Annotated in this window: 23 protein-coding genes; 8 read left to right on the top strand and 15 right to left on the bottom strand. The window is 70.3% G+C overall.

The genetic code is table 11. The annotated features are described in order from the left end of the window. Positions 1-225 precede the first annotated feature (225 nt). The 4 genes from BMY74_RS30775 (at position 226) to BMY74_RS30760 (ending at position 4,729) form a co-directional block, all read left to right on the top strand. Positions 226-753, top strand: a complete 528-nt coding sequence (locus tag BMY74_RS30775; RefSeq protein ID WP_089921986.1) for a hypothetical protein — start codon at positions 226-228, stop codon at positions 751-753. A gap of 22 nt (positions 754-775) precedes the next feature. Beyond that, positions 776-1,243: a thioredoxin-dependent thiol peroxidase gene (gene bcp, locus BMY74_RS30770; RefSeq protein WP_177229999.1), complete on the top strand. Its 468-nt coding sequence runs from the start codon at positions 776-778 to the stop codon at positions 1,241-1,243. A gap of 284 nt (positions 1,244-1,527) precedes the next feature. Continuing rightward, complete coding sequence (locus tag BMY74_RS30765) at positions 1,528-1,866, top strand: DMT family transporter (RefSeq protein WP_089921984.1); 339 nt, start codon at positions 1,528-1,530, stop codon at positions 1,864-1,866. A 10-nt stretch (positions 1,867-1,876) separates the two neighbouring features. Then, positions 1,877-4,729, top strand: coding sequence for an NACHT domain-containing protein (locus tag BMY74_RS30760; protein WP_089921983.1), 2,853 nt, complete (start codon positions 1,877-1,879; stop codon positions 4,727-4,729). Here BMY74_RS30760 and rdgB read toward each other — a convergent pair. After that, entirely contained in the window at positions 4,726-5,325 is a 600-nt protein-coding gene (gene rdgB / locus BMY74_RS30755) for an RdgB/HAM1 family non-canonical purine NTP pyrophosphatase (RefSeq protein ID WP_089921982.1), read from the bottom strand. The two genes, BMY74_RS30760 and rdgB, sit on opposite strands and share 4 nt — an antisense overlap. After that, positions 5,322-6,086: a ribonuclease PH gene (gene rph / locus BMY74_RS30750; RefSeq protein WP_089921981.1), complete on the bottom strand. Its 765-nt coding sequence runs from the start codon at positions 6,084-6,086 to the stop codon at positions 5,322-5,324. Before rph ends, rdgB begins: the two co-directional genes overlap by 4 nt. 49 nt (positions 6,087-6,135) lie before the next feature. Between rph and BMY74_RS30745 the strand changes: the two genes are divergently transcribed. After that, on the top strand, positions 6,136-6,630 hold the full coding sequence (locus BMY74_RS30745; protein ID WP_245786445.1) for a DUF2231 domain-containing protein: 495 nt from the start codon (positions 6,136-6,138) through the stop codon (positions 6,628-6,630). Here BMY74_RS30745 and BMY74_RS30740 read toward each other — a convergent pair. The 4 genes from BMY74_RS30740 to BMY74_RS30725 are packed head-to-tail and all read right to left on the bottom strand — an operon-like array spanning position 6,588 to position 9,142. Continuing rightward, positions 6,588-7,004, bottom strand: coding sequence for an OsmC family protein (locus BMY74_RS30740; protein WP_089921979.1), 417 nt, complete (start codon positions 7,002-7,004; stop codon positions 6,588-6,590). The two genes, BMY74_RS30745 and BMY74_RS30740, sit on opposite strands and share 43 nt — an antisense overlap. Further along, entirely contained in the window at positions 7,001-7,768 is a 768-nt protein-coding gene (locus BMY74_RS30735) for an MBL fold metallo-hydrolase (protein WP_089921978.1), read from the bottom strand. Before BMY74_RS30735 ends, BMY74_RS30740 begins: the two co-directional genes overlap by 4 nt. Before the next feature lies 1 nt (position 7,769). Further along, positions 7,770-8,519 (bottom strand): glutamate racemase, encoded by a 750-nt coding sequence (murI, locus tag BMY74_RS30730; RefSeq protein ID WP_218159796.1) that lies wholly within the window; start codon positions 8,517-8,519, stop codon positions 7,770-7,772. Positions 8,520-8,530: 11 nt separating this feature from the next. Then, complete coding sequence (locus BMY74_RS30725; RefSeq protein WP_089921976.1) at positions 8,531-9,142, bottom strand: rhomboid family intramembrane serine protease; 612 nt, start codon at positions 9,140-9,142, stop codon at positions 8,531-8,533. A gap of 33 nt (positions 9,143-9,175) precedes the next feature. On the opposite strand from BMY74_RS30725, the gene BMY74_RS30720 reads away from it, so the two are divergent. Continuing rightward, positions 9,176-10,036: an SMP-30/gluconolactonase/LRE family protein gene (locus tag BMY74_RS30720; protein WP_089921975.1), complete on the top strand. Its 861-nt coding sequence runs from the start codon at positions 9,176-9,178 to the stop codon at positions 10,034-10,036. 3 nt (positions 10,037-10,039) lie between these two features. Here the strand turns inward: BMY74_RS30720 and BMY74_RS30715 are convergent, their stop codons facing one another. The 8 genes from BMY74_RS30715 to clpS form a co-directional block, all read right to left on the bottom strand. Continuing rightward, the gene (locus BMY74_RS30715) at positions 10,040-10,618 is read right to left on the bottom strand and encodes a maleylpyruvate isomerase N-terminal domain-containing protein (RefSeq protein WP_089921974.1); all 579 of its coding nucleotides are present in this window, start codon (positions 10,616-10,618) and stop codon (positions 10,040-10,042) included. A 141-nt stretch (positions 10,619-10,759) separates the two neighbouring features. Beyond that, positions 10,760-11,710 carry a PLP-dependent cysteine synthase family protein gene (locus tag BMY74_RS30710; protein ID WP_089921973.1) on the bottom strand — a complete coding sequence of 317 codons (951 nt, stop codon included), beginning with the start codon at positions 11,708-11,710 and terminating at the stop codon, positions 10,760-10,762. An 8-nt stretch (positions 11,711-11,718) separates the two neighbouring features. Beyond that, complete coding sequence (locus BMY74_RS30705) at positions 11,719-11,991, bottom strand: MoaD/ThiS family protein (protein ID WP_089921972.1); 273 nt, start codon at positions 11,989-11,991, stop codon at positions 11,719-11,721. A gap of 31 nt (positions 11,992-12,022) precedes the next feature. Then, positions 12,023-12,433 (bottom strand): M67 family metallopeptidase, encoded by a 411-nt coding sequence (locus tag BMY74_RS30700; protein ID WP_089921971.1) that lies wholly within the window; start codon positions 12,431-12,433, stop codon positions 12,023-12,025. 74 nt (positions 12,434-12,507) lie between these two features. Further along, a complete protein-coding gene (locus BMY74_RS30695; RefSeq protein WP_089921970.1) occupies positions 12,508-12,804 on the bottom strand; it encodes a hypothetical protein in 297 nt (98 codons plus the stop codon). 19 nt (positions 12,805-12,823) lie between these two features. After that, entirely contained in the window at positions 12,824-13,735 is a 912-nt protein-coding gene (locus BMY74_RS30690) for a P1 family peptidase (RefSeq protein WP_089921969.1), read from the bottom strand. Then, positions 13,732-14,289 carry a DUF2017 domain-containing protein gene (locus BMY74_RS30685; protein WP_371927412.1) on the bottom strand — a complete coding sequence of 186 codons (558 nt, stop codon included), beginning with the start codon at positions 14,287-14,289 and terminating at the stop codon, positions 13,732-13,734. The genes BMY74_RS30690 and BMY74_RS30685 overlap by 4 nt, the downstream gene beginning before the upstream one ends. Beyond that, positions 14,286-14,585, bottom strand: a complete 300-nt coding sequence (clpS, locus tag BMY74_RS30680) for an ATP-dependent Clp protease adapter ClpS (protein ID WP_030479230.1) — start codon at positions 14,583-14,585, stop codon at positions 14,286-14,288. Before clpS ends, BMY74_RS30685 begins: the two co-directional genes overlap by 4 nt. A 79-nt stretch (positions 14,586-14,664) precedes the next feature. On the opposite strand from clpS, the gene BMY74_RS30675 reads away from it, so the two are divergent. Together BMY74_RS30675 and BMY74_RS30670 are read left to right on the top strand one after the other, a co-directional pair. Beyond that, on the top strand, positions 14,665-15,948 hold the full coding sequence (locus BMY74_RS30675) for a nicotinate phosphoribosyltransferase (protein ID WP_089921968.1): 1,284 nt from the start codon (positions 14,665-14,667) through the stop codon (positions 15,946-15,948). Between the two features lies 1 nt (position 15,949). Beyond that, entirely contained in the window at positions 15,950-16,489 is a 540-nt protein-coding gene (locus BMY74_RS30670) for an isochorismatase family protein (protein WP_089921967.1), read from the top strand. 7 nt (positions 16,490-16,496) lie between these two features. On the opposite strand, the gene BMY74_RS46355 is transcribed toward BMY74_RS30670, so the two are convergent. Then, positions 16,497-17,153 carry a hypothetical protein gene (locus BMY74_RS46355; protein ID WP_245786444.1) on the bottom strand — a complete coding sequence of 219 codons (657 nt, stop codon included), beginning with the start codon at positions 17,151-17,153 and terminating at the stop codon, positions 16,497-16,499. Between the last annotated feature and the right edge of the window lie 109 nt (positions 17,154-17,262).

Genomic DNA, 17,262 nt, shown 5'->3' with positions numbered 1-17,262 from the left:
GCACGCCCCCCGACGCGCTCCCTAGCTTCACCCAGTGGTCTCGACCACTAGGACGGCGTGGGGCCGGTGCCACTGTGGCGCCGCCCACGCCGCCCATCACGAGTCGGCCACGGCCCGGCACCAGGTCCGCTTCTTCAGGCCTCTTTCGTTCGCACTCCCCCTTCGGCACCGTCACAGTTGACGGGAGTCGCTCACACCCACCGCCGGGGTGGGAAAGGGGAGTTCGTGAAGTTCGCCAACACGGCCGCGGGCCTGTGCCTGCTGCTGGCCGTGGCGGGATGTGCGGGCCCCAGTGTCGCCGTCACCCCCGACGAGAACCTGACCGTCGAACAGCGGGCCGAGACGCCGAGCGCGTCCGGTGCCGCCGCGTTCGGCACGCAACGCGTGTGGGCGTCGGGTCTGTCCGTTGTGGTCTCCGCGCCCCGCTCGCTCAAGCCGTCCGAGACGGCCGTTCCCCCGGCCGGGCGCACGGCGGTCTTCACGATCACCGTCTACAACGGCTCCAAGACGTCCTACCGCCCCTCCCAGCTCGCCGTCAGGGCACTGGCGAACGGCCAGCCCGCTCCCGAGCTCGTCGACTCCGTGCAGGGCCTCAACGGCCTCGCCACGGCCGTGGCGGAGCTCCCGCCGGGCCGCGACACGCAGCTCCAGCTGGCGTTCGTGGTGCCGGAGTCGCCGGCGCAGGTGGAACTGACCATCAAGCCGGGCGGGCAGGACCAGGACGCGCCCACCGTCTTCGAGGGCCAGGCGTAGCTCCTCGGAATAGTCTCTGGCCATGACCAGTCGTCTCGAACCTGGTGACACCGCGCCCGCGTTCACGCTGCCCGACAGCGAGGGCAAGCCGGTGTCCCTGTCCGACTACCTCGGCAAGTCCGTGGTCGTGTACTTCTACCCGGCCGCGAGCACGCCGGGCTGCACGAAGCAGGCCTGCGACTTCCGCGACAACCTCGGCGTGCTCGCCGACTCGGGCTACGAGGTCGTCGGCATCTCGCCCGACAAGCAGGAGAAGCTCGCGAAGTTCCGCGACAGCGAGGGCCTGAACTTCCCGCTCCTCGGCGACCCGGACAAGAAGGTCCTCACCGAGTGGGGCGCGTTCGGCGAGAAGCAGAACTACGGCAGGACCGTCCAGGGCGTCATCCGCTCGACGTTCCTCGTCGGCCCCGACGGCAAGATCGTCAAGGCCATGTACAACGTCCGCGCCACCGGCCACGTCGCCAAGCTCCTGCGCGAACTCCCCGCCTGAATTTCCACCCGATGTGAGGCCGCCGTCGCAATGGTTGCGACGGCGGCCCTTTTTTCAGGTATGGTCGGGTGGAGGGCGTGCAACAAAGCCGCCCCTGTTCCGGTGAGGGTGATACACCGTGTGTCGTTTGACGGCACCTAACGGCCCCGACATCCCGTCTGATTTCACCTTGCGAGTCCACTTCCCCGCACGTGGCGGCTGACCAGGGCTTTTCGCCTCGACGTCACCCGTTGTCTTCAACGCGCACGCCTCACGCTGCGCGCATTTCGTGCTGGGAAAATTCAATGCTCAAGTGGATGTTGCTCGCCCTCGCCGTGGGCGCGGAGGTTTTCGCGACCCTCTGCCTCAAATACTCCGAGGGCTTCACAAAACCGTGGCCCGTCGCCGGTCTGGCCGCGGGCTTCCTCACCGCGCTGTACCTGGAATCGCTCGTGATCAGAATGGGCCTGCCCGTCGCCATCACCTACGCGATCTGGGCGGGCGCCGGCATCGCTCTCGTGGCCATCACGAGCCGAGTCCTGTTCGCCGACCCGCTGAACCTCGCGATGCTGGGCGGCATGGCCCTGATCGCCGCGGGCGTCTGCGTCGTGTCGGTGGCCTCGCACGCCCAGGCGGCCGTCTAACCTCGTTTGGGTGGGCTTAGAAATCGCCGCCGTCTCCAAGCTGGGCCAGTCCGTCGCCCTGCGCGCCGCCACCGAGTGGCTCGCCGCCAACACCGACGAACGAACCCTGTCGCTGACCGAGATCGCTGCGGCCGAACTCTCCAAGCCCACCCAGCAGGCCAAGCTCAAGACCCTGGTCGACCACATCGGCCACCAGGTCACCGAGCAGCTCGAGACCGCGCTGGAACGCTTCTCCGACGCCGACATCGCCTCCTCCCTCACCGCGGTGGAGGAGGCGCTGTCGTCCGCGGACCTCTCCGACGCGGCACTGCTGGCGGCCGACGCGGACCCGGAAGTCCTGGCCCAGCAGATCCGCCGCTCACTGCCGCGGGCCGATCTGGGCCGCTGCCACGAGATCGCACTGGACCAGTCCTGCCGCTACCTGGTACAGATCATCCGGAACCTGCCCTCGTTCCAGCCCCGCGCGCTGGCCGAGGTGTTGTCCCGTGCCACGGCCCAGGCCGCGATGCTGGACGACGTCCTGTCCCGCCTCCCCCGAACCTCGCTCTACGCCCCGCAGGGCACCGACAACGACGACGAGTTCCGCGACGAGTACCTCCGCTACATCGGCGCCACCCTCGACCGCCTCGAACTCCTCGGCCTGACCATGAAGGACCGCCCCCGCCTGGCGCTGAGCGTCGCCTACCTGAGCCTCACCGTCTCCGGCGAGAAACGGGCACGCGACAACTGGTTCGCCGAACCCGACCAGCACGCCTACTCCGGCATGCGAGTCGAGTCGGCGTTGGTGAGACGCACCTACGTGCGGGGCGAAGCTGGTTCGGGCAAGACGACGCTGCTCGACTGGCTGGCCGTCACCGCGGCCCGCAGCGGCTTCACGGGCAGACTCCAGCGGTGGAACGGCATGGTCCCGTTCCCGATCCGCCTGCGCTCCTACGCCGACAAGCCCCTCCCGACCAAGCCGGAGGAGTTCGTCACCGGCTGGCTCGCCGGCATCATGCCGGCGGGTTGGGTGCACCGAGTTCTCCGCGCGGGCAAAGGACTTCTGCTGGTCGACGGCGTCGACGAGGTGCCGCCGGACAAGCGCTCCAAGGTCCGCGAGTGGCTGCGCGACCTGTTGCAGGCCTTCCCCGACGCACGGGCCGTCGTGACCGCACGCCCGGCCGCCACGGACGACAAGTGGTTGGCAGACCTCAACTTCTCCGCGGTCTCACTGGAGCAGATGAGCCCCGCCGACGTGAAGGCCTTCCTGCAACGCTGGCACGAGGCGGCCGAGGCACCCGAGGAAGCCCAGCGGCGTCTGGTCACCCAGATCGAAAGCCGCCAGCACCTCCAGGGCCTGGCCTCTTCTCCTTTGCTGTGCGCGATGTTGTGCGCGCTGAACCTCGGTCGCGTGTCCGACCTCCCGCACAACCGCATGGAGTTGTACGCGGCGGCGTTGACGATGCTGCTCGACCTGCGCGACGCGGAACGCGGCATCGCCCGAATCCTCACCACGTCGGACAAGACGGTGTTGCTGCGCGACCTGGCCTGGCGCCTGACCCTGGGTGGCCTGTCGCAGCTGCCGACCGCCAAAGTGCACGAGCACGTCGCCCGCAAGATCCGCTCCATGCCCAACGTGGACGAGGAACCTGGTGTCGTCGTCGCGCACCTGTTGGAGCGCAGCGGTGTGATCCGCGAGCCCGTTCCGGGGCAGGTCGACTTCGTGCACAGGACCTTCCAGGAGTACCTGGCGGGTGAGGAGGCGATGCAGGACGGCCAGGTGGAAACCCTGGTCGCGCACGCCCATCAGGACTCGTGGACGCAGACGATCGTGCTGGCGTGCGGGCACGGGCAGCGCTCCCAGGTGAACGAACTGCTGACGTCGCTGCTGGACCTCGCCGACCGTCAGCCGGAGGACGCCCGCCGGTTGCACCTGCTCGCGGCCGCATGCCTGGAGACGGTCCGCGACGTCGACGCCGACCTGTGCGACCGGATCGACGCGATCATCAGGGACCAGCTCGTGCCGCCACGCGATGCCGAGGAAACCGCGTCACTCGCGACCATCGGCCACCGCGTGCTCCGCTACCTGCCGGACACACTCGATGAACTCCACAAGGCCGCCGCGGTGGAGACGGTGCGCAGTGCTGCGCTGGTCGCGTCGCCTGAAGCCATGGCCAAGCTCGCCGGGTACGCACGTGACCGACGGATCCAGCGTGAACTGGTGGAGGCATGGGAGAACTTCGATGTCGAGCGGTACGCGGACGAGGTCCTCGCGGACGCACCGCTGGAAGAGGGGATCGCCAGGATCGAGTCGACCCGGCTGGTGCCGCATCTGAACCGTCTCCGGCATCTGACCGGCGTGGGCTTCTGGTTGTCACCGGACGAGTGGCTGCCGGACCTGCGGATCATCGAGGACCTACCGCGGATCGCCTACTTCTACGCGGGAGTCGAAGGCGAGATCGACCTCAGTCCCTCGGAGCACACGGCACCGCGATTGATCTATCTGACAGGCGCCCAGCGCTACACGAACACCGACAAGATCCCGGACGTCCCAGCGCTCGGACTGAATCAGGCAGAGCCCTGGCGCAGTCTCGACTTCCTCCGCGGCAGATCGCTGAGAAGCTTGCACCTCAGCACAGTGGCCCCTGATTGCGATCTGAGCGCGCTCGCCGAGATGCCGACTTTGAAGAGCTTGTACTGCCGGGGTTGGTGCGACGCCGAGGCAGTCGCTCGGTCGGTGAAGGTGCTGGGGATCAGCGGCGTGAACCAGTTCGACGTTCGCCCGCTGCGCGATCTGTCGCTGACTCTGCGGTTGAGTCGGCGCAGCACCTACGTCGGGGTCGATGAACTCGGCCCCGACGTCGCAGTCGACTGGGAGTTCTAGACCAGCTTGCGGAGGTGCGGCACCAACAGCTTCAGGGCGCGTCCCCGGTGCGACTCCGCGTCCTTCTCCTCCGCCGTCATCTCAGCTGAAGTGACCTCGTAACCCTCAGGCACGAAGATCGGGTCGTACCCGAACCCGTTGGTCCCACGACGAGCCCGCAACAACGTCCCGCGCCACTCCCCGCGAACGACAACCTCTTCGCCGCCAGGAACAACGAGAGCCACCACGGACACGAAGGCCGCACCACGCCGCTCGTCAGGCACGTCGCCCAACTGCCCCAGCAACAGGTCCAGGTTGGCCTCGTCGTCACCGTGCCGACCCGACCACCGCGCGGACAACACGCCGGGCATGCCGTTCAACTCGTCCACGGCCAGCCCGGAGTCGTCCGCGACGGACACCAGACCGGTGGCCGCGGCGGCGTCGCGGGCCTTGGCCAGGGCGTTGCCCTCGAAGTCGGGCGCGGTCTCGGGCGCCTCGGGGAACTCGGGCACGTCCGCCAGCGACAGCACCTCGATGCCGTCCAACGACTCCGCCACGACGATGCGCTGGAGTTCGCGGAGCTTCTTCGCGTTGCGCGAAGCCAGCAACAGCTTCATCGCTTGCTCGCCTTGGGCTCGGGCAGGACGCCGGGGTACGGAGCGGAGAGCGCCTCGGCCTGGAGGCGGTTCAGCTCGGCACAGCCCTGCAGGGCGACGTCGAGCATGCGGTCCAAAGTGGACCGGGCGAAGGTGGCGCCCTCGCCGGTGCCCTGCACCTCGATCAGGGTGCCGGCGTCGGTGGCGACGACGTTCATGTCGACCTCAGCGCGCGAGTCCTCCTCGTAGGGCAGGTCGAGGCGCACGCGACCGTCGACGACGCCCACCGACACAGCGGACACGGCGCAGGACAGGGGTGACGGGTCGGCCAGGCGGCCGGCCGCGCCGAGGTACGTCACGGCGTCGGCCAGGGCCACGTAGGCGCCGGTGATCGCGGCCGTGCGGGTGCCGCCGTCGGCCTGGATGACGTCGCAGTCGATGACGATCGTGTTCTCGCCCAGAGCCGCCAGGTCGATGCAGGCGCGCAGCGAACGGCCGATGAGGCGCGAGATCTCGTGCGTGCGGCCGCCGATGCGGCCCTTCACGGACTCGCGGTCGCTGCGGCTGTGCGTGGCGGAGGGGAGCATCGCGTACTCGGCGGTCACCCAGCCGAGGCCGGAGCCCTGGCGCCACCGGGGGACGCCTTCGGTGACACTCGCGGCGCAGAGCACGCGGGTGTTCCCGAACTCGATCAGGACCGAGCCCGCGGGCCAGGTCTGGTATCCACGCGTGATCCGGATGTCACGCAACACGTCGTCGTTTCGCCCGTCGCTTCGCACCACGGCGCCTACCCTAATGAACCCTGCGGAGCGCCATGGCGTAGGGAGAGACATGCTGACGATCGACGGTATTCCGCTTCACCCGTTGCTGGTGCACGCGGTGGTCGTGCTGCTGCCCCTCGCGGCGCTCAGCTCGATCGCGATCGCCCTGGTCCCGGCCTGGCGGCGCAGGTACGCGTGGCCCGTCCTGGGCGTCACGCTGGCCGGTGTCGCGGCCGTTCCCGTCGCCAAGCAGGCCGGTGAGGACCTCCAGGCCGCGCTCGAGTCCAGGGTCGGGCCCAACCCCGCCATCCAGACCCACGCGGACCTCGGCGACATGCTGCTGCCCATCGCGCTCGGCTTCGGCGTGGCGGTGATCGCGCTGCTCGTGGCCGGGCGGCTCGCGGACCGCGAACGCCAGGCCGAGGCACCCACCACGAAGACGTGGCGGGTGGTCTCAGTCGTGGTGTCCGTGCTGGTGGTGCTGCTCGCGATCGGGACGACGGTCCAGACCGTGCGCGCCGGTCACAGCGGGTCGGAGGCGGTCTGGAGCGGTGTCGGGAGCTGAAGCGGCGCCGTCGCCGACTGCTTCAGCGTCCGCGTGACCGTGCAGAACTGCTCCACGGCGCGCCGCACGACGACTTCGAGCGCCTCCGGGTCGTCGACGGCGGACAGGTCGTACGAGAGCGTCACCGGGATGGAGATCACCTCGTTGCCGCTCTCGGACTGCACCGCGTCCGCCACGGCTGTCAGCTCCTCGCCGCCCGTTCGCCGCAGGATCAGCGTCTCCGACGTCACCGCCGCGCAGCCCGCGGCGGCCGCGACCAGCAGTTCGACCGGGCTGAACGAGCCGTCCTGGCCCTTGCGCCCGATCCGCACCGACGCGCCTCTGTCGTTCGTCGCGACGAACTCGTGCTCGCCGACGCGCTCCAGGTTGATCATGTCCGCTCCCCCACCTCGTACCGGCCGCCCTGCACGACCAGCTCACTGGGCCCGCCGAACGCCGCACGGGCCTCTTGCAGCACGGCCTCGCGGGACGTCCACGGCGGCACGTGCGTGATCAGCAGCCGGCCGGCTCCCGCCCGCGCGGCCAGTTCGCCCGCCTCGCGCCCGGACAGGTGCAGGTCCGCCTGGCGGCCGGGGGCGTGCGTCCAGCTCGCCTCGCTCAGCAGCACGTCGACGCCGTCGGCCAGCGAGTCCAGCGCCGCGCACGGCCCGCTGTCGCCGGTGTAGGCGAGCGTCACCCCGCCGCACGAGATGCGGAACCCGTAGGCCTCGCAAGGATGTGCGACCACGGCGGAGTCCACGGTGAACGGCCCGATCTCGACCTTCGCGCCCAGGCCGTGGAACGAGAACACGTCGGTGAAGTCCAGTGAGGACCGTTCGTCGGCGTTCGGTGCGTAGGCGGCGACGAACCGCGACGGCGCCTCGGCGGGCGCGTAGACCGGCAACGGTTCCGCGGGCGGCTCCGGGTGGTACTTGCGCGCCACGTAGAGGGAGGACACGTCGACGCAGTGGTCGGGGTGCAGGTGCGAGAGCACCAGGGCGTCCATCGAGAACAGCGGCCGTTCCTCCTGGAACCGCGACAGCACGCCGTTGCCGAACTCCAGCACCAGCGTGAACCCGTCGGCCTCCAGCAGGTAGCCCGACGCGGCCTCGCCCGGTCCGGGGATGCTGCCGGAGCAGCCGAGCACGGTCAGCAGCACGTCAGCCCCACTGTTCGAAGGTCGGCAGGAACCGGGCGGCGAGCTTCGCGAACCGCTCGGGCGGACCGGTGCACGTCACGCGGTGCACGGCGGGTTCGGTGGCGAACTCGTCCCGCTCGGTCAGCAGCCGCACGACGTCCTTGACCGTCTCCTCGGCGCTCGACACCAGCGTCACGTGCTCGCCCATCACGATCTGGATCACGCCCGTCAGCAACGGGTAGTGCGTGCAGCCCAGGACGACTGTGTCGACGTCGGCGCGTTGCAACGGCTCCAGGTACGCCTGCGCCAGCCCGAGCACCTGCCGGCCGGAGGTGATGCCGCGTTCCACGAAGTCGACGAACCGCGGGCACGGCGCCGCCGTCACCGTCACGTCGCGCGCGGCCTGGAACGAGTCCTGGTAGGCGTGCGAGTTGATCGTGCCGACCGTCGCGATCACGCCGACGCGGCCGGAGCGGGTCGTCATCACCGCGCGCCGCACGGCCGGGAGGATCACCTCGACCACCGGCACGTCGTAGCGCTCGCGGGCGTCGCGGAAGCAGGCGGCGGACGCGGTGTTGCACGCGATCACCAGCATCTTCGCGCCCTCGTCCACGAGCCGGTCGCAGACCTCCAGCGCGTGCTTGCGCGCCTGCGCGATCGGGAGCGGCCCATAGGGACCGTGCGCCGTGTCGCCGATGTAGTGGATCGACTCGCCCGGCAACTGGTCCATGATCGCGCGGGCGACCGTGAGGCCGCCGACGCCCGAGTCCATGATCCCGATCGTCACGCGGTGAATGTAGCCGGTGTTGTACTGCGGCGGTGGTCACGAGCCACGCCCCACGCGGCCAGAACGCCACCGATTGCGCCGAACAGGTGGCCTTCCCACGACACACCCGGCTGCCCGGGCAGCACGCCCCACAGCGCGGCCCCGTACAGCGCGAACACGCCGACCGCGATCACGAGTTGCAGCCACGACCGCGCGAAGACACCGCGCACCAGCAGGAACGCGAGGAACCCGAACACCAGCCCGGACGCGCCGATGTGGCTGCCGGGACTGCCGAACACCCACACGCCGAGCGCGCTGCTGAGCCAGATGACCGCGGTGATCTGGAAGAACTGCTTCAACCCGCCCGACGTCGCGAGGAACCCGAGCAGCAGCAACGGAACGGCGTTGCCGGTGAGGTGGCTCCAGTCGCCGTGGACGAGCGGCATCCAGAGCAGGTTGTCCCATTCGCTGAAGTCGCGCGGCCGCACGCCGTCGTCCTCCAGCGAGCCGCCGGTCGCCACGTCGAAGGCCTCGACGACGTAGAGGAAGCCGACGAACCCGGCCACGACGAGCAACGACAGCACGGGGTGCGGCGGGATGACCCGTTTCGCGAGCGCGGTGCGGTCCACATGACCAGGGTACGTGCAGTTTAGGGTGGTTGGGTGTCGATCGAAGTAGCGGTGCGCGCGTCCGCCCAGCTGGGCGAAGGCCCGACGTGGGACCACAGCAGTTCCACGTTGCTGTGGGTGGACATCCTCGCCTCCGAGGTGCACCGGTACGCACCGGCGCGCGACGACGACGCGGTGCTGACCGTGCCGCAGCACGTCGGCGCCGCCAAGCCGCGCGCGCAGGGCGGCATCGTCTGCAACCTGCGCGACGGCATCGCGCTCATCGACCGCGACGGCACCAAGTCCTGGCTCGTCTACTGGGCACGCGAGGGCGTGCGCGGCAACGACGCGGGCATCGACCCGTCGGGCCGCCTGTGGGCCGGCACGATGCGCTACGACCAGGCCGCCGACGAGGGCTGGCTCGCCAGGGTCACCGGCGAGGGCGCGGCGAAGGTCATGCTGGACAAGGTGAACACGAGCAACGGCGTCGGCTGGAGCCCGGACGCGAAGCTCATGTACTTCATCGACACGCCGACCCGGCGCATCGACGTCCTCGACTTCGACAACGCCTCCGGCACGATCGCGCACCGGCGTCCGTTCGCGCACGTCGGCAACACCGAGGGCTGGCCGGACGGACTGACCGTGGACGCCGACGGGTGCGTGTGGGTCGCGTTGTGGGGCGGGCACGCGGTGCGCCGGTACACGCCCGGCGGGGAGCTGGACCGGGAGATCGAGCTGCCGGTCGACAACCCGACGGCGTGCTGCTTCGGCGGAGCGGACTTCACCGACCTGTACGTGACCTCGGCGCGGTCGGGGCTGTCCGACCAGGCGTTGATGGACCGGCAGCTCAACGGGTCCGTGCTGGTGCTGCCGGGTGTGGGCCAGGGCGTGCCGGGCACCGCGTTCAACGGCTGAGGCTCACTCCGGCGGGCCCTGCCAGCGCCAGCCCGTCTGCGACTCGCGGCCGGGCAGGCTGACGCGGTCGGTCGCCCACAGCAGACCGGTCCAGGGATCCACGTCGAGGTCGTCGTGGGGGAACATCGCGGCGAGCACGCGGGCGCAGACGTCGCGGGGCGGGTCGAGCGCCAGTCCGAGGCCGCGGGCGATGTCCTCGCCGTGCACCAGCACTTCGACGCAGCCCATGCCGGCGAAGTGCGCGGGACCGGCCACGCCGGTGGGGTGGTAGGCGCGCGCGGACGGCTCCGTCGTCCGCACCACCGAGGCGAGGATCCTGCCGCCGGCCACCGCGAACTCGAGCACCTCGGCCGGGCTCGCCTTCTCGTCCGCGACGGCCAGGAACCGCACGTAGCGGCCGGCGGGCCGGGCGACGAGCTGGGCCGCGTAGGACAGCAGGCAGTCGCCGAGGTGTTCGGCGGTCTGGCGGGCGTTCCACTCCCCCGTGCCGGGCCGGGTCGTCCAGTCGCGGGTGGTCGCGGGGGCGAGCGCGTCGGCCAGGCAGGAGACGGCGACTTCGAGGTCGTCAGCGGTCACCGGCATCGCGGCAGGATAGTGCTCACCGGCACGGCCGCAGGACATCAGCCAGCCACACCACCACAAGCCGCGCTCGCGCAGGGGTACCCCCGAGCTGGGAACCCCTGCGTCACAACGTACTCGGGACCACCGACAAGATCGGCCGGCTCACGCCCAGAGGTGCCCGTCCAGCTTCGCCGCGGCCTCGTCCAGCGTCCCGGCGTACGCCCCGGTGGACAGGTACTTCCACCCGGCGTCGCAGACGATGAACACGATGTCCGCGGACTTCCCCGCCACCGACGCCTTCTGCGCCACGGCCAGCGCCGCGTGCAGGATCGCGCCCGTCGAGATGCCCGCGAAGATGCCCTCGGTCTCCAGCAGCTGCCGGGTGCGGCGCAACGCGTCGTACGAGCCGACCGAGTAGCGGCCGGTCAGCACCGACTCGTCGTACAGCTCCGGCACGAAGCCCTCGTCGAGGTTCCGCAGGCCGTAGACCAGCTCGCCGTAGCGGGGTTCGGCGGCGATGATCTGCACGTCCGGCTTCGCCTCGCGCAGGTACCGGCCGACGCCCACCAGCGTGCCCGTCGTGCCCAGACCGGCCACGAAGTGCGTGATCTCAGGCAGATCGGCGAGGATCTCCGGACCGGTGCCGCGGAAGTGCGCCTCGGCGTTCGCCGGGTTCCCGTACTGGTACAGCATGATCCAGTCCGGGTTCTGCTTGGCGAGCTCCTTGGCGGTGGCGACGGCCTGGTTCGACCCGCCGGCGGCAGGCGAGAACACGATCCGCGCGCCGTACGCCTGCAGCAGCTGCTTGCGTTCGGTCGAGGTGTTCTCGGGCATCACGCAGACCAGGCCGTAGCCCTTGAGCTTCGCGGCCATGGCGAGCGAGATGCCGGTGTTGCCGGACGTCGGCTCCAGGATCGTCGCGCCGGGACGCAGCACGCCGTCCCGCTCCGCCGCCTCGATCATGGCCAGCGCGGGCCGGTCCTTGATCGAGCCGGTCGGGTTGCGGTCCTCGAGCTTCGCCCAGATGCGCACGTCCTCGGACGGCGACAGGCGTGGCAGGCCGACCAGCGGCGTGCCGCCGAGCGCGTCCAGGAGCGAGTCGTAGCGGGCCATGGGGAGGATCAGCCTCCGGCGACGGCCGGGAGGATGGTGACGTTGTCGCCGTCCTTCACCTCGGCCGCGAGGCCGCCGGAGAAGCGCACGTCCTCGTCGTTGACGTAGACGTTGACGAAGCGGTGCAGCGAGCCCTCCTTGACCAGGCGGGCCTTGAGGCCGCCGTGGTTGTTCTCCAGGTCGTCGATGACCTCGGCGAGCGTCGTACCGCTGGCGGACACCGACTTCTCGCCCCCGGTGTGGGTGCGCAGGATGGTCGGGATCGACACGGTGACTGCCATGGTGGTTCTACCTCCGGGAAACAGGGGCAACTCAGGATTCGGTGATCTTGACCGGTTCCTCGGTCACGACACCGTCGACGATGCGGTACGACCGCAGCTCGTGCTCGATCGGGTCACGCGTGGAGACCAGCACGTAGTGCGCCTCCGGCTCGCCCGCGAACGAGATGTCGGTGCGGGACGGGTACGCCTCCGTCGCGGTGTGCGAGTGGTAGATGACCACCGGCACCTCGTCGTTCGCGTCCATCTCGCGCCACACCTTGAGCTGCTCGGCCGCGTCGAACCGGTAGAACGTCGGTGACCGCTCCGCGTTCTCCATCTCGATGAAGCGCTCGGGGCGGTCGGAGCCGTACGGCCCTGCGATCACCCCGCACGCCTCGTCGGGATGGTCGCGGCGCGCGTGGGCCACCATCGCGTCCACCAGGTCACGGCGAATCACCAGCACGCTCTCATCCTACGGGCTGGCCGGAGTTGTCTCGGAATGCGAGATACCTGTGTCACACGACCTGTTCGCGCAGGTCAGCGGCGTCGACTCAGGACCACCACGGCGTAGAGCGCGAGCAACGCCACCCCGCGCCGCCGCTGCGCCTGGTCGAGTCCCCGCCACGCGGCCAGCTCCGCCCAGGCGGCGAGCGGCGTGGCGGCGACGCCCAGCTTCATCAGCACCTTGCCCACTCCCGGCGGCACCAGGAACGCGAGCGCGAACAACCCGGCGGGCGCGACCACGGCCAGTTCCCTGCCGGGGATCTCGCGGGCCGCACCGGGCGGCGCGAGCTCGGTGACGACACCTGCTGCTTGATCGATGACATCGGCCATGCGAGGTGGTTACCCAGGCTCAGAGGTCGCGGAACGCCGTCACACCGTGGAGCGAGGTCGCCTCGCGCGCACCGGACACCACGGCCTCCGCGAACACCTCGGCGGCGGCGGTGCACAGCGCGTCCAACGCGAACGCACGCGGCTCTGCCAGCGGCACAGCACCCGTGGCCAGCGCGAACACCGTGTCGCCGTCGAACATCGAGTGCGCGGGCCGCACGGCGCGGGCCAGGCCGTCCTGCGCGGCCATCGCGAGCCGCTGGCACTCCGCCTTGGACAGGTCCGCGTCGACCGCGACGACCCCGATCGTGGTGTTCAGGCCCTCGGGCTTGCGTTCGGGCAACGCCACGGGGGACGTCCCGAGCGAGGGCAGCCACGGCAGTCCGGAAGCGCGGTCGACGACCTCGCCAGCAGCGTTGACCACGGCCAGCGCGCCGATCCGGTGGGCTCCGACCGTCGACGAGGCCGCGCCGACGCCGCCCTTCAGCGATCCGACCCGCGCACCGGCACCGGCGCCGACACAGCCCAGGTCGAACGACTCGGCGGCGTTCTCGCAGGCCGCGTGGCCGAACGAGGCGTCCGGCCGGTTGCCCCACTCCGACATCGGCAGGTCGAAGATCACCGCGCCGGGCACGATCGGCACGACGTGGTGCGGCTCGGCGCCCACGCGGAAGCCGATCGAGCGCGCGGAGAGCCAGCTCATGACGCCGTCCGCGGCCGCGAGCCCGTACGCGGACCCGCCGGACAGGCACACCGCGTGCACCTGCTGGACCAGGTTCGCCGGGGCCAGCAGGTCGGTCTCCCGCGTGCCGGGCGCGCCACCACGTCCGTCCACGGCGCCGACGGCACCGGAAGGCACGAGCACGACGGTCGTGCCCGTCGCCCAGCCGTCCTCGATGCGGTGGTGGTGACCGACGAGAACGCCGGGGATCACGGCATCATCGCTTCGACCAGGGTGTCCTGCACCCAGGTCAGCCAGTGGTAGACGCCGAGGTGCGGCGATCTCGGGTCCTCCGGCGGCAGCTCGTCCGGCATGTCCTCGGTGACGTCGAGAGCGGTCCCGAGGGCCAGCCGCACGTCGTTGAGCGACGCCATCCAGGCCTCGGCCTGCGCGATGGTCAGCCGCAGCTCACCGCCGTCGGGCGAGCACGTCTGCAGCACGGTCTCGGCCGCCGCCGTCTTGTGGTCCAGAAGTTCCGGCTCGTGCAGCGAGCGCAACGCCGCGGCCGAGTTGACCTCGTCCGGGTCGGGCGCGTCGTCGTCGAGGCGGTGGAAGTCGGGCAGGAGCCTGCCCAGGATCGGGTCGTCGGGAGCCTCCGACGGGCCCGTCCTGATGCCGGTCAGCTCCGCGAGCTCGTCCTGGGGCGCTTCCTCGGCGCGTGCCAGCAGCATGTCCTGGATCTGGCTGACCAGACCGCGCACGACCGCGGCCTCCTGCCTGTCCAGCCTGCCGACGACGACGTCACCGTCGCGCATCCACCTCTTCACGAGGCCCGCTGCATGGTCGCCCAGAGCCCTGCCGCGTGGAGCTTCGCCACGTCGGCCTCCACCTTGTCCTTCGTCCCCGATGTCACGATCGCCTTGCCCTTGTGGTGCACGTCGAGCATCAGCTTGGTCGCATGGTCCCTGCTGAAGCCGAACAGCTTCTGGAACACGTACGTCACGTAGGACATGAGGTTTACCGGGTCGTTCCAGACCACGGTCTGCCAGGGTCGGTCCTCGGCGGCGACTTCCTCACCGACGGCCTCCGGCTGCGTCCGTTCCTGTTCGACGGGCGTGGTCATACCGCCAATGGTGTCATGTTCGCCGCAGTGACGGAGACCGCGTGCGGGTAAACCGGATGCGACCTTAGGGTTGGTGACCATGAACTCGACGGCCTTGCTGACCGACCACTACGAGCTCACGATGCTCGCGGCCGCGCTCCGTGACGGCACCGGTGACCGTCCGTGCGTGTTCGAGGTCTTCGCGCGCCGGCTCCCGGACGGGCGCCGCTACGGCGTGGTCGGCGGCGTGAACCGGCTGCTGGACGCGATCGGCGACTTCCGCTTCGGCGAGGAGGAGATCGAGCAGCTGCGCCGGAACTCGGTGGTCGACGACTCCACTTTGGAATGGCTCGCGAACTACCGTTTCTCCGGCGAGATCGACGGCTACCCCGAGGGCGAGCTCTACTTCCCCGGATCGCCGGTGCTCACGGTCCGGGCGTCGTTCGCCGAGGGGGTCGTGCTGGAGACGCTCGCCCTCTCGATCCTCAACCACGACAGCGCGATCGCGTCCGCCGCCGCCCGCATGGTGACCGCCGCCAACGGCCGTCACATGATCGAGATGGGCTCGCGCCGCACGCACGAGGAGTCCGCTGTGGCGTGTGCCCGCGCGGCCTACCTGGCGGGCTTCCACGCGACGTCCAACCTGGAGGCCGGGCGCCGCCACGGCATCCCGACGGCCGGCACGTGCGCGCACGCGTTCACGTTGCTGCACGACACCGAGGAAGAGGCGTTCCGCAGCCAGGTCGAGGCCCTGGGCGTCGGCACGACGTTGCTGGTCGACACCTACGACATCACCGAGGGCATCAAGACCGCGGTCGCGGTCGCCGGTCCCGAACTGGGCGCGATCCGCATCGACTCGGGCGACCTGGGCGTGATGGCCCGGCAGGCCCGTGACCTGCTGGACTCGCTGGGCGCGAAGAACACCCGGATCGTCGTGTCGAGCGACCTCGACGAGTACGCCATCGCCGCCCTGCGCGCCGAGCCCGTGGACGCGTACGGCGTCGGCACCTCGGTCGTGACCGGTTCCGGCGCGCCGACCGCGGGCATGGTCTACAAGCTGGTCGAGGTCGACGGCAGGCACGTCGAGAAGCGCAGCACGTCGAAGCAGTCGCGCGGCGGCTGGAAGAAGGCGTTGCGGCGCCACAAGGACACGGGCACGGCCATCGAGGAGGTCGTGTTCCAGGCCCCGGCGGAACCCGACCTCGGCCCGCACGACAGGCTGGTGCAGATCCCGCTGGTGCGCGCAGGCGAGCTCACCGACGAGGTGCCCACGCTGGAGCAGAGCCGCGAACGCCTGCGCGCGGCGCTGGTGAGCGTGCCGTGGGAGGGCCTCAAGCTCTCGCGCGGCGAGCCCGCGATCCCGACGATCTACCTGGAGAGCTGACATGACGAAGGCACTGATCGTCGTCGACGTGCAGAACGACTTCTGCGAAGGCGGTTCACTGGCGGTGGCGGGCGGCGCGGCCGTCGCGGCGGCCATCTCGCAGCACATCGCGACCTCGGCGTACGACCACGTCGTGGCGACGCGGGACTACCACGTCGACCCCGGCCCGCACTTCTCGCTGACGCCGGACTTCATCGACTCGTGGCCGGTGCACTGCGTCGCGGGCTCGCCGGGGGCGTCGTTCCACCCGGAGCTCGACGTCTCGGGCATCGAGCAGGTCTTCTCGAAGGGCCGGTTCGCCGCCGCCTACTCGGGCTTCGAGGCGGAGAACGACCTCGCGGGCTGGCTGACGGACAAGGGCGTGACCGAGGTCGACGTGGTCGGCATCGCGATCGACCACTGCGTGCGCGCCACCGCTCTCGACGCGCACCGCAACGGCTTCCGCACGACGGTGCTCGTCGACCTGACCGCGGCCGTCGCCCAGACGACCCGCGACGCGGCAGTCGAAGAACTGCTCGCCGCGGGCGTCCGCGTGTCCTAGTGCGGCACTAAGGCGTCGGTGAACAGGCCACCGTGCCGACGGTGACGCTTCCCGTGTAGCCGGACGACGGTTCGAAGGTGATCTTCAGCAGCGTCAGCGCGATGCTGCCGTCGTTCGGCACCGGGAGCACCGAGTCGTTGAACTTGGCCCTGGCGAGCACGGTTCCGCTGCCCGACTTGATGTCGTGCACGTAGCCGGGCGTGAGGTCCTGCGGCAGCCCGGTCCACCCCGAGATCTTCTCGAGCGACCAGCCCGCGGTCGTCTTCTTGTCGTCGGCGTCGCAGGTGACCGTCCACTTGCCGATCTTCAGGCGCGGCCCGCCCGCCGCGACCAGCGCGGACAGCTCGAAGGCCGTGCCCGTGGCCACCGACTTCGTCTTCGTGAGCAGCTCGGCCGGGTTCACCACCTCGGTCGTGCAGGTCGAGCCGGTCTCGCCGATCTTGAGACCGGTCCTGCTCACGGCCGGGCTGGAGCCGGTGACCGTGCCCGCCTGGTCCGGGTTGACGTCGCACACCGCGAGCGGCGCGACCTTGTACGCCTGCCCCGCCTTCGCGAAGTCGGCGGACCCCGCCGACGCGGTGCCGGGCGGGTTGGCCGCGAGCGCGGGGCCCGCGGTCGCGAACGTCAACGCGACCACGGCGCCTGCGATCGCACTCTTGCGCATTTTTCGCATTGCCTCGATTCCCACCGTCCGATAATGGTTGGGGCACGAGTCGCTGATAACGCCCCAGGACCTCATGTCACCCATTCGTGTAGGCAATTACCTGGTTGAG

The organism is Lentzea albida (assembly GCF_900111005.1).
Lineage (GTDB): Bacteria > Actinomycetota > Actinomycetes > Mycobacteriales > Pseudonocardiaceae > Lentzea > Lentzea albida.
Note: the sequence above shows the minus strand (reverse complement) of the source record. Positions and strands in the feature narration are given on the sequence as shown.